Origin of the sequence: Streptacidiphilus cavernicola, from assembly GCF_042510955.1 — a bacterium.
GTDB classification, from domain to species: Bacteria; Actinomycetota; Actinomycetes; order Streptomycetales; family Streptomycetaceae; genus Streptacidiphilus; species Streptacidiphilus cavernicola.
In genome coordinates this window covers 105275-117718 of record NZ_JBHFAB010000008.1, presented here as the reverse complement: position 1 = coordinate 117718, position 12444 = coordinate 105275, and the positions used below count along the sequence as shown (strand labels likewise).

Sequence of the window (12444 nt, the reverse complement as noted above, 5' to 3'; positions counted from 1 at the left end):
CGATCAGGCTACACCTGGGAAATCGCCTTCCATGTGTAGCCTGCTGACGCGGACTCAGCGCAGCTCCGGAGGGAGGCTGCGGGCTGCGTCCACCGGCTCGGTGCGGGTCAGCGAGGCCCACACCGCCATCCGGTACAGCGAGGTGTACTCCGGGGTGCAGGTGGTCAGCGTCAGATAGCGCCCGGGGCCGCGGTAGCCGGACTCGGCCGGGACCGGGGCGGTGACGTCCACGTCGTATTTGGAGGTCTGCTGCAGCGTGCGGTCCACCGTGTAGACGTACCAGGTGTCGCGGGTCTCCACCACGACCTTGTCCCCCGGCCGCAGCTTCGGCAGGTCGTGGAACTTGGCGCCGTGGCCGTCCCGGTGCGCGGCCATCGCGAAGTTGCCGCTCGCCGCCCACGGCATCGCCGCGGCGTAGGGCTCCTGGTAGACCCCGGCCACGCCCTGGTTCAGCACAGCGGTACTGGTGCCCATGGTGATCAGCACCTGGAAGCCCTTCCCCAGCCTGGGGATGTGCAGGAAGCCGATCCCGTCGCCGACCTTGAACGGCCGCGGCGGCACCGGCTTGGCATCCGACCCGGGCCGGACCGTCGGCGGGGCCGACCAGGACTGCCGGACCTTCGCCGCGACCGCGTCCGCGTGCCGGTCCGCGACCAGGTCGGTCCACCACAGCGAGTAGCCGACGAACAGCGCGAGCAGCACCCCGCCAGTGATCAGCAGCTCGCCGAACAGCACCAGGACGGTCGACAGCGCGCCGGAGCGGCGGCGAATCGCGGAACGGGCAGCGGCAGCGTCAGCAGCGGCGGCGTCGGCAGTGGCCTCGGTGTCGGCGCTGGCATCGGGGAAGGACGGCATCGGGCGGGCTCTCCTCGGAACGTACCTGCGGGGTCACACCCGCCCGGTACGTCCCTGGGACGCTCCGCGTCAGCCGGTCTGCAGTGCCTGGGGCTTCTGACCTGAACTCTTCGGCAGGTCCTGGGTCAGCTTCCCCCACACCGCCATCCGGTACTTGGACGTGAACTCCGGCGTGCAGGTGGTCAGCGTGATGTAGCGGCCCGGCTGCTTGAAACCGGACTCCGGCGGCACCGGCTCGATCACGCTGACGTCGGTCGGCGAGGTCTGCGCCAGCGAACTGGTCACCGTGTAGGTGTAGTAGTCGTAGGCGGTCTCCACGACGATCTTGTCGCCGGGGACCAGCTTGTTGATGTAGCGGAACGGCTCGCCGTGCGTGTTCCGGTGGCCGGCCAGCGCGAAGTTGCCGGACGAGTCCCACGGGAAGGCCGTCTCCTGGGCGCCCGTGTAGTGCCCGACCAGACCCTTGTCGAGGATGGAGTCCTTGTCCACGCCCTCGGCGATCGGGGTCATCACATCCAGCTTGGGAATGTAGATGATCGCGAACTTGGTGTCGTGGGATATCGAGGACGGGTACGGCGGGTGGTCCTTCGAGCCGGTGCCGGTCCCGGCGCCGCCGCCCGGGTCCCACTGCTTCTCCAGCGACTTGGCGCTGCCGCTGGCGTAAGCGTCCGCCGTCACATTGGTCCACCACAGCTGGTAGGCGACGAACAGGAACATCACCACGCCCAGGGTGATGAACAGCTCGCCCAGCACCCGGACCGCGATGATCCCGACGCTCTCCTTGGGCCGTGCGGGCCGGGCCTGCCGCGCGGCCTGACCGGCCGTCCTGCTCCTGCCCCGCGACCCGCCCGGCGACCCGCCCGGCAGCGCGCCCCGCCACCCGCGCGCCTGCTGCTCGGCCCGACGCCGCTCGGCCCGGCCGCCGATCGCGACCGGCGCCTCCTCCGGCGCGGGGGCGGGCGCGGGCTGGAACGCCGAGGCGGGGACCCGCAGGGTCAGCGTGTCCGAGGACTCGGGAACGTCTTCGTCCGGCACCGGCCGCTGGAAGGCCGAGGCCGGAACCCGCAGCGTCAGCGTGTCCGAGGACTCGACCACGTCGTCGTCCCGAAGCCGCTCCGACGCCTGGATCGGCGGCTGCACCGGCTCCAAGCCCGGCCCCGGCGACTGCCGCACCGCCTCGCCCGCCGCCGCCTGCTCTGCCTGCCCCGCCCGCCCCGTCGGCGACTGTCCCATCGGCGACTGCCCCGTCAGGGACTCCCGCTCCGCGGCCTCCGGTTCGCCCTCCGGCCGGTAGACGCTCAGCTGCCGGGTCTCCTCGTCCTCGTCCCCGTCCCTGTCGTCGTCCCAGGGCCCGCCGCTGCTGCCGCGCTCCGGACGCAGCGCGGTCATGCGACCGCCACCCGGCCGATCACCGGGGCCAACCCGGCCGAGCGGTCCACCGCCCCCGGGTCGCCGCACTCGGCGAGCCAGTTGGCGAGCATCCGGTGCCCGCCCTCGGTGAGCACCGACTCGGGGTGGAACTGCACCCCCTCGACCGGCAGGTCACGGTGCCGCAGGCCCATCACGATGCCCGAGTCGGTCCACGCGGTGACCGCCAGCTCCGGCGGCACCGTGTCCCGCTCGACCGCGAGCGAGTGGTAGCGGGTCGCGGTGAGCGGCGAGTGCAGCCCGGCGAACACCCCGCCGTCCTCGTGCGCCACCGCCGAGGTCTTGCCGTGCAGCAGCTCCGGCGCCCGGCCGACCACCGCTCCGTAGGCGACCGCGATGGACTGCAGCCCGAGGCACACCCCGAACACCGGGATCCCGGCCTCCGCGCAGTGGTGCACCATGTCCACGCACACCCCGGCTTCCTCGGGCGTACCGGGACCGGGGGAGAGCAGCACCCCGTCGTAGCCGCCCGCGGTGACCGACTCCACCGCGACCTCGTCGTTGCGCAGCACCTCGCACTCGGCGCCGAGCTGGTAGAGGTACTGGACCAGGTTGAAGACAAAGCTGTCGTAGTTGTCGACGACGAGGATGCGGGCGGTCATCAGGCAACAACTCCGGTCGGCGGGAACGGTACGCGCGGGACGTACGTCGGAAGGGCGGCGCCGTCGATGGTCGGCGCAGTCGGCTTGCCGGTGCCCGCGCCCGGCTTCGCCGCGCCGGACGGCGTGGAGTCCGGCGAGGGCGACGGCGTCCCGCTCTGCTGCACCCCGCTGGTCCCGTTGTCCACGGTGACGTCGCTGAACGGGAGCAGCGGCTCGGCCCAGGGAAAGACCCAGGTGAACAGCGCGGCCACGACGGCGAGGAACAGCAGCAGGGACAGGACCGCCCGTACCGCCGCGTTCCCGGGCAGCCGGTTCCAGATCCAGGCGTACATCGCCGTCCCTCCTTCCGCTTCCGTTCGCCGCCGCACCAGAGTACGGGGCGCGGTGGGCGCCCGTCGTTTGATCCTCCCAACGCGGGACGCCCCGGTGGGTCACTGGCGCGCGGTCATTGCTGAACTTTGGCGTACTGGAGGTCCGCCGTGCCGGTGTAGCCGGGCAGCTTCATGGTGTCGGACTGCTGCAGTTTCCAGCCGAGCCCGTAGGCGGCCACGTACTGGAGGTACACCTGCAGCGAGGGGTCCGCGGCGATGGAGGCGTTCAGCTTCGCCCGGTCGCCGACCGCCCTGATCACATACGGCGGGGAGTAGACCCGGCCCTGCAGGATCAGCTGGTTGCCGACGCAGCGCACCGCGCTGGTGGAGATCAGCCGCTGGTCCTGCACCTGGACGCCGTCGGCGCCGCCCCGCCACAGCGCGTTGACCACGGCCTGCAGGTCCTGCTGGTGCACCACCAGGTCGTCCGGCTGCGGCTGCGGGACGCCGGGGATCTTCGCGGTGGCCCCGGGCGGGGCGTCGTTCAGGGTGACCGTCACCCCGGCCCCGGACAGCGGATCGAGACCGGCCGCCTGTTCGAGCACGCCGAGCCGCTGGACGTCGGCCGGATTCTGCGCGTGCTTCGCGGCGAGGGCGTCCACCTGGGCCCGCAGCGCGGCCACGGACTTCTCCGCCGCGGCGTTCTCCTGGCTCCGCTGCTGTATCACGTCGGAGAGCCGGAGCAGGGTGTCGTCATTGCGCAGCGAGGTGCCGTGGGCGGCCCTGCCGCTGGTGTAGAAGAGAAAGCCGGCCAGGGCGAAGACCATACATGTCGCAATACGGCCGACAATTCGGACGGCCCCTGGGCGTCGTCCTGGAGACGGTTCGGTCACAGGCGGAACTTCTTCCGAATCTGCCACGTACCCTTATCTCCTTCTGACTCCGCGAGCCACTACGCTAACGGACGCTGGAGACGTATGCGGCGCCACCGGCGCCGTGCCACCGTTCCAGAACAACCCACAGCTCAGCAGGTGCCCCCGGGCCCATGCAGCGCAGCGCATCGACAGGAGTGCTCCTCGTGCCGAAGTCCCGTATCCGGAAGAAGTCGGACTACACCCCGCCCGCCACGGCGACCGCGGTGAGGCTGAGTTCGGGACGCAGTTGGATCGCCCCGTTCATGCTGGCGCTTTTCCTGATCGGACTGGTCTGGATCGTCGTCTACTACGTGACCAGCGCGGCCTGGCCGATCTCGGCGATCCACAACTGGAACATCGTGATCGGCTTCGCGTTCATCGCGGGCGGGTTCGGCGTCTCCACCCAGTGGAAGTAAGCGGCTGACCGATCGTTGTCCACATGGTTATCCACAGTGGGGAAAACCATGACTATCTGTGGATAACTTGATTCCACAGCGACCGGAACGCCGCCGACCGTGTCCACCCGCGACGGAAAGTGCGCAGGTGGACACGGGTAGACGAGGGTGAAGCCAAGGGGTTCGCACGGACGTGCGAACCCCTTGTGGACAACCGCTCGAACGCCGGTAGTCTCGAACGCCGTTGGTACCGGGCGCTCAGTTCAGCCCGGCCACCCCGGCCAGGGTCGCCACCAGCACCGCGGCCAGCACCACCAGCACCGTCCCGGCCTGCACCAGCACCCGGTTCCGCTGCGGCGCGTGGGCCAGGCCGAACCCGATCAGCAGCCCCGCGACCAGGCCGCCGATGTGCGCCTCCCAGCTGATCCCCGGGATCGAGAAGGTCGCCACCAGGTTCACCACCACGATGGCCACGATCGGACCCAGCGCGCCGCCGCGCTTGCGCTGGATCACCAGCAGCGCCCCCAGCAGCCCGAAGATCGCCCCGGACGCGCCCAGGGTGAACGTCTGCGGCGCCGCCAGCAGCACCAGCGCCGAGCCGGCCAGCCCGGAGACCAGGTACAGCGCCAGGAACCGCCAGCGGCCGAGCAGCCGCTCCAGCGGCGGGCCCAGCACCCACAGCGACCACATGTTCATCAGCAGGTGCGGCAGCCAGGTGTGCAGGAACACCGAGGTGACCACCCGGTACCACTGGCCGGCGGCCACCCCCGGGCCCCACAGGTAGAGCCGGTTCAGCTCGGCCGTCGACAGCACCTTCCAGCCCAGCAGCCAGACCACCACGTTGATCCCGATCAGGATCTTGGTGACCAGCGCCCCGTCCCTGACCAGGCCGCCGCCGAACTCGGTCCTGGCCACCCGGGTGCCGGCGCCCGCGCCGCGCACGCAGTCCCGGCACTGGAACCCCACCGCGGCGTCCACCCGGCACTCCGGGCACACCGGCCGCTCGCAGCGGGTACAGCTGACCCCGGTCTCCCGTCCCGGATGGCGGTAGCACTCGGGCTGCGTGGCGGTCATGTCCATCCTGTTCCTCCGGCCGGCGTCCGGACGTGCTCCGGGCCCGGGGCGCGACACCTCAAGCGTGCCGTGCCCCGGGCCCGAAAGATACCGCCGGAACGGCCCACCACCGGAATCCGGACCGGACCTAGCGGCGCGAGATCCGCACCGACTGGATCACCACGTCCTCGACCGGGCGGTCGTTGAACGGGGTGACCTTGGTGCCCACGATCGCGTCCACCACGTCCTTCCCGGCCTGGCCGCTGACCTCGCCGAAGATGGTGTGCTTGCGGTTCAGCCAGGTGGTCGGGGCGACCGTGATGAAGAACTGCGAACCGTTGGTCCCCGGGCCCGCGTTGGCCATCGCCAGCAGGTACGGGCGGTCGAAGGACAGGTCCGGGTGGAACTCGTCGCCGAACTGGTAGCCGGGGCCGCCGGTGCCGGTGCCCAGCGGGTCCCCGCCCTGGATCATGAAGCCGGCGATGACCCGGTGGAACACCGTCCCGTCGTACAGCCGGTCCTCGGACTTCGCGCCGGTACGGGGATCGGTCCACTCCCGGGAGCCCTCGGCGAGCTCCACGAAGTTGGCCACCGTCTTCGGGGCGTGGTTCGGGAACAGCCTGACCTCGATGTCCCCGTGGTTGGTCGTGAGAGTGGCGAACAGTTCCTCGGCCACGATGCGCCTTCCTGCAGTCCTGCGTACTACCGCGTACAGCTCTGACACAGCGAATACTCCCACGCCCTGCACAAAGCGGCGCAAAGGAGCAGGATGCAGGGAAGGCCCGGGGCCGTTCCGGCGCGCCTTGGCAGGTTCCGGCGCGCATGATCCTTAACTGGGTGGACAGGTGAACAGGTGACGCCATCGAGGAGGAGGTACAGGTGACCCGCATCGACGCAGCGCGCGAGGCCGCCGGGAAGACCCGGGAGCAGCTCGCCCCCTACGCCGCGAGCGCACGGGACGCGGCAGCACACTACACCGACGAGGCGTGGCAGCGGCTGGCCCCGCACGTCGGCTCCGCCGTGGAACAGGCCCGGGTGGCCGCGCTCACGGCGCAGCAGGCCGCGCAGCACACGGTGGACAGCCGTGTCGCGCCGCGGGTGGCACCGCTCTGGGACCAGGCCGTGGGCAGTCTGCCGCCGTCCGTCGAGGACGCCGTCGCCAGGGCCGCGGTGCGGACCCGCCGGGCGGCCAGGCAGGCCAGGCGCACCGCGGTGCCCGCCGTCGCCCACGCCTTCGACGAGGCGTCGCACGCCACCGCGCTGGCCGCGCAGGCGGCCAGGGAGCGCGGCGCGGCCACCCTCCCGGTGCTGCGCGGGCAGGTCAGCCTGGCCGAGATCGAGGCGCTGGCGGCCAAGCACTCCCGCTCCCGGCGCTCGCGCTGGGGCCGCAGGCTGGTCGTGCTCGGGACGCTGGGCTTGCTGGCCGGCGGCGGCCTCGCGGCCTGGAAGTGGTGGGAGAAGCAGAGCAACCCGGACTGGCTGGTCGAGCCGCCGTCGACGCCGCTGCCGCCCCGCTCCACCCCGGCCGGCGCCACCAGCTCGACCATGCCGCTGGACCCGGAGGTCCGGGCCAAGCAGGCCGCCGAGGCGAAGCAGGCCGAACAGGCCGCCCGTGCCAAGAAGGCCGCCCGTGCCAAGGACGTCGCCGAGGACGCCGAGGAACTGGGCGACCCGGCCGACGACGCCTGACCCCCGACGCCCGACGGCGCACACCCGAACGCGGGCCCCACCGGTGACGACCGGCCGGGGCCCGCGTTCACGTCGCCCGGCCTCCGCCCTGGCCCGCGCCCCGAGCCTGCGCCCCAGGCCCGGCTGACGCACCCCCGGCCCGGCCGACCCGCCGCGGTTCAGGCGATGAGCAGGCGCAGGCCGAGGTCTGCCGCGTCGAGGTCGGCCAGCCCGCCGTTGCGCTCGGCCCACCGGCCGGAGTCCAGGTCGTCGCCGAGGCTCCGCACCGCCCGCTGCTCGACCTCCGGCCCGACCCTGGTCCACACCGACACCGCCCGGCGCACCCGCTCCTGCAGATAGGCCTCCGGCCGACGCCAGTACGCCTCGAAGAGGCCGTCGGCACAGTCCCACGGAACCGGCACCGGCTCAGCGCGGGCGCCGATCGCGTCGGCCATCCCGGCCAGCGGGGGAAACTCCGCGAGGACGGCGGCGAACTCGGGCAGGTAGTCGCGGGTGAGCCAGAACCGGTCCTGCCACCCCGGCTCGTCGGTGTCGAAGGTGAGCACCACCACCCGCCGCGCCACCCGGCGCATCTCGCGCAGCCCCGCCAGCGGGTCCCCCCAGTGGTGCACCGTGGAGACGGCCATCGCCACGTCGAAGGACCGGTCCTCGAACGGCAGGCTCTCCGCGGCGGCGGCCAGGCACGGCGCCGAGCCGGGAGGCCGCTGCCCCCGCATCACCGCCGACGGCTCCACCGCGGTCACCTCCCGGTCGGCGGGCTCGTAGGAGCCGGTCCCGGCCCCCACGTTCAACACCGTCCGCGCGTCCCCGAGGGCGTCCCAGATCTGTGCGGCGAACCGCGGCTCGGTGCGCCGGGTCGCCGTGTAGGCGCCGCCGATCGCGTCGTACAGCCGTGCGCCGAGCATCCCCAACTGCTGCTCCGGTGTCACCCGCAGTCCCTTCGCCCGAGCCTCCAGCTCCCTGTCGATGGCCGTCACCATGGCTCCGGCCCGGTCGCGCCGCTCCAGCAGCAGGCCGCGCAGCCGGCGCAGCCGCGCGACCGCGTCCGTGCCCGGGTCACCGACCAGCTCGGCGACCTCCCGCAGCCCGAAGCCCAACCGCCGGTAGGCCAGCACCTCCCGCAGCCGCTCCACGTCGCCCGCCGAGTAGGCCCGGTACCCGGCCGCCGTCCGCGCCGACGGCCGGACCAGCCCGACCGTGTCGTAGTGGTGCAGCGTACGAACGCTCACCCCCGCCAACGCGGCCACCCGCCCCACCGTCCAGTGATCCTCCACGCCGACGACTATGACGCCTGACGCCACGTGAGGGTCAAGAGCCGTCAGTGCTGCTCCGGAAGATCCGCGACCACCACATAGGACGTCACAGCGGCGAAGAACGGCGCCTCGGCGAGGCCGTCGAGCCACAGCTGAGCCGCTCGGGCGCTGACGTAGCCTGCCTCGGCGGCCCGCTGCGCGTTGCGCTGCAGGCCGAGGATCCGGTCCGCCTCCTCCGCCTGCCGCAGCACGTACGTGACCGGCCGGCGCCGTCAGTCGCAGCGGTCGCTGGCGTCCGGGCTCCACCGCCACCGCCCTCAAGGAAGCGGTCGAGGCCACCCGCGACTGCGCCACCGGAGCGCACCTCACCCTCGCCGTCGGTTACGGAGGCCGCCAGGAGGTCATCGACGCGATGAGGGACCTCCTCGACGAGTACGCCGCAGCCGGCCACAGCATCCAGGACATCGCGGCGAACCTGACCGTGGAGGACCTGGCACGGCACCTCTACACAGCGGGACAACCCGACCCCGACGTCGTCATCCGCACCAGCGGCGAGCAGCGCATGTCCAACTTCCTGCTCTGGCAGAGCGCCTACGCGGAGCTGTACTTCTGCGAGGCGTACTGGCCTGCCTTCCGCGAGATCGACTTCCTCCGAGCCGTCCGCAGCTTCGGCGCCAGAGAACGCCGCTACGGGCGAATAGCGGCAGTCAACCGCCATCCGCCTGAGCAGCTCGATCCGGGGCTCCGCTGACGTATCAGCAGGCCCGTCAGGCAGACTCGGGCCGGGGAAGCTCGTCCAAGTCGACGGTGAAAGTGCGTCCGTCTGCCAGCTCGATCGGGAGCCTGCCGGTGCCGTACTCATGGGTGTGCTTCGCGGTGTAGCCGCTGCCCGTGGGCTGGGTGTGGACGACGACCTCCGCGGTGTACGGGTCCACGACCACGTACACCGGGATACCGTACCGGCCGTACTTGGCCGTGCAGTCGTCGTAGTCCTTGCGCGCGGAGGAGACCGACACCACCTCCGCGATCAGCAGAACGTCCTCGAAGCTGTAGCGCGTGCCCTGCCTCTGCGCGTCCTCCCGCAGGATCGCGAAGTCCGGCGCGGAGTTCTCGTCAGCGGGAAAGTCCAGATACACGTCGGACGCGGTCTTCGCGTGGCGTCCGAGCGAGAGCGAGTCGATCTGCATCGACTTGATCGTGCTGGAGTGCTCGAAGCTCCGCGGAGTCATCAGCACCTTCCCGTCGATGCCGAAGAAAACCGTGTAGCCCTCAGGGAACTCGGTGTGCATGACCGCATCAACGCTCATCGCCCTCTCCTTTCCGCGGACCCTCAGGATATGGGCTGACCGGCAGCAGGGGCAGGACATCCCGGCCGCTCACCTCGGGGGCAGAGCCGCTCGACCACTCGCAGCAGCGCCGACGCGGGGAGCAGCCGACTATCCCCGAAGATGACCCCTCCCGGACGGGACCATCCCCGCGGGCGCGGGGAGCAGCCTGGTGCGTCTGCCAGCAGCTCGGGCCCGTTGGGACCATCCCCGCGGGCGCGGGGAGCAGCTGAGGCACGTCAACGCTGGGACGGTGCACTCGGGACCATCCCCGCGGGCGCGGGGAGCAGAGGTAGGGCTTGCCCCACTTCTCGCTGATCTCGGGACCATCCCCGCGGGCGCGGGGAGCAGGTGTCGTAGACGCAGATGCCCGGCAGGTAGCCGGGACCATCCCCGCGGGCGCGGGGAGCAGCTGCTGTCCGATGCCGACGCTGTCCATGGTGCAGGACCATCCCCGCGGGCGCGGGGAGCAGTCGGTAGCGGTTCGCTCCAGTTGGTCGAGAGTGGGACCATCCCCGCGGGCGCGGGGAGCAGACGACCGCGCAGGCCAACATCGTGCGCCTCGCGGGACCATCCCCGCGGGCGCGGGGAGCAGTGGCCCGGCCCGGTCACCTGGCCGAAGCTCAAGGGACCATCCCCGCGGGCGCGGGGAGCAGCGATCCGTCCCCAACTGTCGGCGTCACGTGCTGGGACCATCCCCGCGGGCGCGGGGAGCAGGAGGTGCGTGGGTGCTGGATCAGTGTAGGAGGGGGACCATCCCCGCGGGCGCGGGGAGCAGACGGCGACGAATCCGGCCGTCTCGCGACCGCCGGGACCATCCCCGCGGGCGCGGGGAGCAGTCTTCGGCGTCGTCGGAGGACAGGGTGCCGGCGGGACCATCCCCGCGGGCGCGGGGAGCAGACTGCATAACCTGCGGGTTCATCCGGGAGTGCTGCAGCAATCGAGCACTTTCATGAATCCCGACAATACGGGCCTAACTGGCCTAAGCATCGGTTTCTGGATCCTATCGACCGTAGAAGCGAAGGCGCTCGGGCAGCTTCGTCGACCGCCGCACCTGCCGCAGCCACTGCGCGTACTCCGGGTACATCGTGCTCATCGCGCGCCTCCCCAGCGGCTCACGGACACCGCCATCGTACGGGCCAGCGCATCGCTTCGGACTTCACGCCGAGAGCTCGCACCGCTACCGCTCCGGACTCCGGCCCGCTCGCCAGTCCCAAGGGAAGGCACGAAGGTCCCAGAGAGTACGCTCCGCCCCTGTCCCCTGGAAGCCCCGTGCGTACCCAAGTGCGCCAAGGCGACACACGGACCCGTGTTTCCTCAGGTCAAACGCATGGTGATCTCAGGCAACCCGAAGGATCAACAGGAGCAGACGGCGTTCAAGCTTGAACCCCCGAGCTCTTGGTGGGCACGGCCGGCCGTGCCCTCCCGCGGGCACGAAAAATGCCCTCCGAAACCGCGTTTCCGCAGGTTGGAGGGCATTTATAGGAGTGGAGCCTAGGGGAGTCGAACCCCTGACATCCGCCATGCAAAGACGGCGCTCTACCAACTGAGCTAAGGCCCCTCGGCGGCGCTGCGGGAGAACCACCGCGCACCAGGGTACCGGTTCCCGGACCAAACCCTGACCTGGGTTTGTTCGGCCGCAGGCCGCCTCCGTGCCGCTACCGCCGCAGGCGTACGGCGGGACGGTTCAGCGAGAGCCGACCGGGACGGCGTCGGTGGCCTCGGTCCACAGGTCCTGCTCGGCGCGGTCCGCCTGGACCTGGCGGTACACGAAGTACCCACCAAGAGCAGCCAGGACTACCAGGAGAAGCTTCTTCACCGCGCGACCTCGTCCTTCTGTACCGGTACTGAGCGGCGGCGGCCGGAACGGGCCGCCGTCCTTCCCGGCCGATGATACACACCCGCGCCGGACCGCAACTCGGGCTCCGCCGAACGGCCCACGTGCCCCAACGCCCGCCCCGGAAGCCGCCCTGACGCCCGCTCAGCCGCGGCTCAGCCCGCGCTCAGTCCTCGGCTCAGCCCGCGGCCAAGCGCGTCACGGCCCCCGCGCTCAGCCGCGGCTCAGCCCCCGGTCAAGCACGTCGCCGCCTACGCCGCCCCGCCCTGCGGCCTCCGCGCCGCCCCGCGGCAGCCGGACCACGGCCCGACCCCCGTCCAGGTCCACCCGGGTCCGCGGCGGGGCGCCGTCCCCCTCCTCGTCGCGCAGCACCAGCGCGCTCTGCCGCTCGTCCAGCTGCCGCTGCTTGCCGGCCGCGAAGGCCGCGTGCAGCTGCTCGAAGCCGGTTGCCGAGACCTGCCCCTCGCGGCCGGTGCCGCGCCAGGGGATCCACCGCGCCCGCCCGGCCCGCAGCGCCAGCTGGTCCACCAGCGCGACCAACGCCAGCAGGCACACCAGACCGGGGATCGTCATCGCGAAGAGTGCGGGCATACGGGTGATCCTCCTCCACCGGAGGGCGAAAGAAAACAGAAGAGGCGGACACCGTCTCCGGTGTCCGCCTCTGGACTGCGGTGCGCCTACCAGGACTTGAACCTGGGGCCTCTTCCTTATCAGGGAAGCGCTCTAACCGTCTGAGCTATAGGCGCTCGCTGCTGCGTCGCGTTGAAAGATTAGCGCACCGA

14 protein-coding genes, 2 tRNA genes, 1 pseudogene and 1 CRISPR repeat array are annotated in these 12444 nt (G+C 71.5%); of the genes and pseudogenes, 3 read left to right on the top strand and 14 right to left on the bottom strand.

Annotated features, from left to right (window positions below):
- Window positions 1-54 precede the first annotated feature (54 nt).
- The 5 genes from ACEZDE_RS13310 to ACEZDE_RS13290 form a co-directional block, all read right to left on the bottom strand.
- Entirely contained in the window at window positions 55-855 is an 801-nt protein-coding gene (locus ACEZDE_RS13310; protein ID WP_380535880.1) for a class E sortase, read from the bottom strand.
- A gap of 69 nt (window positions 856-924) precedes the next feature.
- Entirely contained in the window at window positions 925-2244 is a 1320-nt protein-coding gene (locus ACEZDE_RS13305; protein ID WP_380535878.1) for a class E sortase, read from the bottom strand.
- Entirely contained in the window at window positions 2241-2885 is a 645-nt protein-coding gene (locus ACEZDE_RS13300) for an aminodeoxychorismate/anthranilate synthase component II (protein ID WP_380535876.1), read from the bottom strand. The genes ACEZDE_RS13305 and ACEZDE_RS13300 overlap by 4 nt, the downstream gene beginning before the upstream one ends.
- Window positions 2885-3217, bottom strand: a complete 333-nt coding sequence (locus ACEZDE_RS13295) for a hypothetical protein (RefSeq protein ID WP_380536148.1) — start codon at window positions 3215-3217, stop codon at window positions 2885-2887. The genes ACEZDE_RS13300 and ACEZDE_RS13295 overlap by 1 nt, the downstream gene beginning before the upstream one ends.
- Window positions 3218-3330: 113 nt before the next feature.
- Window positions 3331-4023: a DUF881 domain-containing protein gene (locus ACEZDE_RS13290; protein ID WP_380535875.1), complete on the bottom strand. Its 693-nt coding sequence runs from the start codon at window positions 4021-4023 to the stop codon at window positions 3331-3333.
- Between the two features lie 251 nt (window positions 4024-4274).
- On the opposite strand from ACEZDE_RS13290, the gene crgA reads away from it, so the two are divergent.
- The gene (crgA, locus tag ACEZDE_RS13285) at window positions 4275-4526 is read left to right on the top strand and encodes a cell division protein CrgA (RefSeq protein WP_380535873.1); all 252 of its coding nucleotides are present in this window, start codon (window positions 4275-4277) and stop codon (window positions 4524-4526) included.
- Between the two features lie 237 nt (window positions 4527-4763).
- Here the strand turns inward: crgA and ACEZDE_RS13280 are convergent, their stop codons facing one another.
- Together ACEZDE_RS13280 and ACEZDE_RS13275 are read right to left on the bottom strand one after the other, a co-directional pair.
- Window positions 4764-5585 carry a rhomboid family intramembrane serine protease gene (locus ACEZDE_RS13280; protein WP_380535871.1) on the bottom strand — a complete coding sequence of 274 codons (822 nt, stop codon included), beginning with the start codon at window positions 5583-5585 and terminating at the stop codon, window positions 4764-4766.
- 121 nt (window positions 5586-5706) lie between these two features.
- Entirely contained in the window at window positions 5707-6234 is a 528-nt protein-coding gene (locus ACEZDE_RS13275) for a peptidylprolyl isomerase (protein WP_380535869.1), read from the bottom strand.
- 203 nt (window positions 6235-6437) lie between these two features.
- On the opposite strand from ACEZDE_RS13275, the gene ACEZDE_RS13270 reads away from it, so the two are divergent.
- Window positions 6438-7247: a DUF5324 family protein gene (locus tag ACEZDE_RS13270; protein ID WP_380535867.1), complete on the top strand. Its 810-nt coding sequence runs from the start codon at window positions 6438-6440 to the stop codon at window positions 7245-7247.
- A gap of 158 nt (window positions 7248-7405) precedes the next feature.
- Here ACEZDE_RS13270 and ACEZDE_RS13265 read toward each other — a convergent pair whose 3' ends face one another.
- Together ACEZDE_RS13265 and ACEZDE_RS13260 are read right to left on the bottom strand one after the other, a co-directional pair.
- Window positions 7406-8503 carry a MerR family transcriptional regulator gene (locus ACEZDE_RS13265; protein ID WP_380536131.1) on the bottom strand — a complete coding sequence of 366 codons (1098 nt, stop codon included), beginning with the start codon at window positions 8501-8503 and terminating at the stop codon, window positions 7406-7408.
- 62 nt (window positions 8504-8565) lie between these two features.
- Window positions 8566-8751 carry a hypothetical protein gene (locus ACEZDE_RS13260; RefSeq protein ID WP_380535865.1) on the bottom strand — a complete coding sequence of 62 codons (186 nt, stop codon included), beginning with the start codon at window positions 8749-8751 and terminating at the stop codon, window positions 8566-8568.
- Window positions 8752-8813: 62 nt separating this feature from the next.
- On the opposite strand from ACEZDE_RS13260, the pseudogene uppS reads away from it, so the two are divergent.
- Window positions 8814-9251: pseudogene (gene uppS / locus ACEZDE_RS13255) on the top strand (polyprenyl diphosphate synthase); the annotation flags it as partial.
- A 16-nt stretch (window positions 9252-9267) separates the two neighbouring features.
- Here uppS and ACEZDE_RS13250 read toward each other — a convergent pair.
- The 5 genes from ACEZDE_RS13250 to ACEZDE_RS13230 all read right to left on the bottom strand — a co-directional run bounded on the left by ACEZDE_RS13250 (window position 9268) and on the right by ACEZDE_RS13230 (window position 12408).
- On the bottom strand, window positions 9268-9807 hold the full coding sequence (locus tag ACEZDE_RS13250) for a Uma2 family endonuclease (protein ID WP_380535864.1): 540 nt from the start codon (window positions 9805-9807) through the stop codon (window positions 9268-9270).
- Between the two features lie 157 nt (window positions 9808-9964).
- Window positions 9965-10725: direct repeats of the CRISPR family, unit length 29 nt; unit sequence GGGACCATCCCCGCGGGCGCGGGGAGCAG.
- 588 nt (window positions 10726-11313) lie between these two features.
- A tRNA-Ala gene (locus tag ACEZDE_RS13245) sits at window positions 11314-11386 on the bottom strand.
- A 126-nt stretch (window positions 11387-11512) separates the two neighbouring features.
- Window positions 11513-11644 (bottom strand): DLW-39 family protein, encoded by a 132-nt coding sequence (locus ACEZDE_RS13240; protein WP_380535862.1) that lies wholly within the window; start codon window positions 11642-11644, stop codon window positions 11513-11515.
- Between the two features lie 231 nt (window positions 11645-11875).
- Entirely contained in the window at window positions 11876-12253 is a 378-nt protein-coding gene (locus ACEZDE_RS13235) for a DUF6191 domain-containing protein (RefSeq protein ID WP_380535860.1), read from the bottom strand.
- Between the two features lie 81 nt (window positions 12254-12334).
- Window positions 12335-12408 (bottom strand) — tRNA-Ile (locus tag ACEZDE_RS13230).
- Between the last annotated feature and the right edge of the window lie 36 nt (window positions 12409-12444).

What these genes read in the sequence shown, in the direction of transcription:
- ACEZDE_RS13280 (WP_380535871.1), bottom strand. Translation starts at nt 5,585, where the DNA reads ATGGACATGACCGCCACGCAGCCCGAGTGCTACCGCCATCCGGGACGG.
- ACEZDE_RS13235 (WP_380535860.1), bottom strand. Translation starts at nt 12,253, where the DNA reads ATGCCCGCACTCTTCGCGATGACGATCCCCGGTCTGGTGTGCCTGCTG.
- ACEZDE_RS13290 (WP_380535875.1), bottom strand. Translation starts at nt 4,023, where the DNA reads ATGGTCTTCGCCCTGGCCGGCTTTCTCTTCTACACCAGCGGCAGGGCC.
- ACEZDE_RS13305 (WP_380535878.1), bottom strand. Translation starts at nt 2,244, where the DNA reads ATGACCGCGCTGCGTCCGGAGCGCGGCAGCAGCGGCGGGCCCTGGGAC.
- ACEZDE_RS13295 (WP_380536148.1), bottom strand. Translation starts at nt 3,217, where the DNA reads ATGTACGCCTGGATCTGGAACCGGCTGCCCGGGAACGCGGCGGTACGG.
- ACEZDE_RS13310 (WP_380535880.1), bottom strand. Translation starts at nt 855, where the DNA reads ATGCCGTCCTTCCCCGATGCCAGCGCCGACACCGAGGCCACTGCCGAC.
- ACEZDE_RS13250 (WP_380535864.1), bottom strand. Translation starts at nt 9,807, where the DNA reads ATGAGCGTTGATGCGGTCATGCACACCGAGTTCCCTGAGGGCTACACG.
- ACEZDE_RS13300 (WP_380535876.1), bottom strand. Translation starts at nt 2,885, where the DNA reads ATGACCGCCCGCATCCTCGTCGTCGACAACTACGACAGCTTTGTCTTC.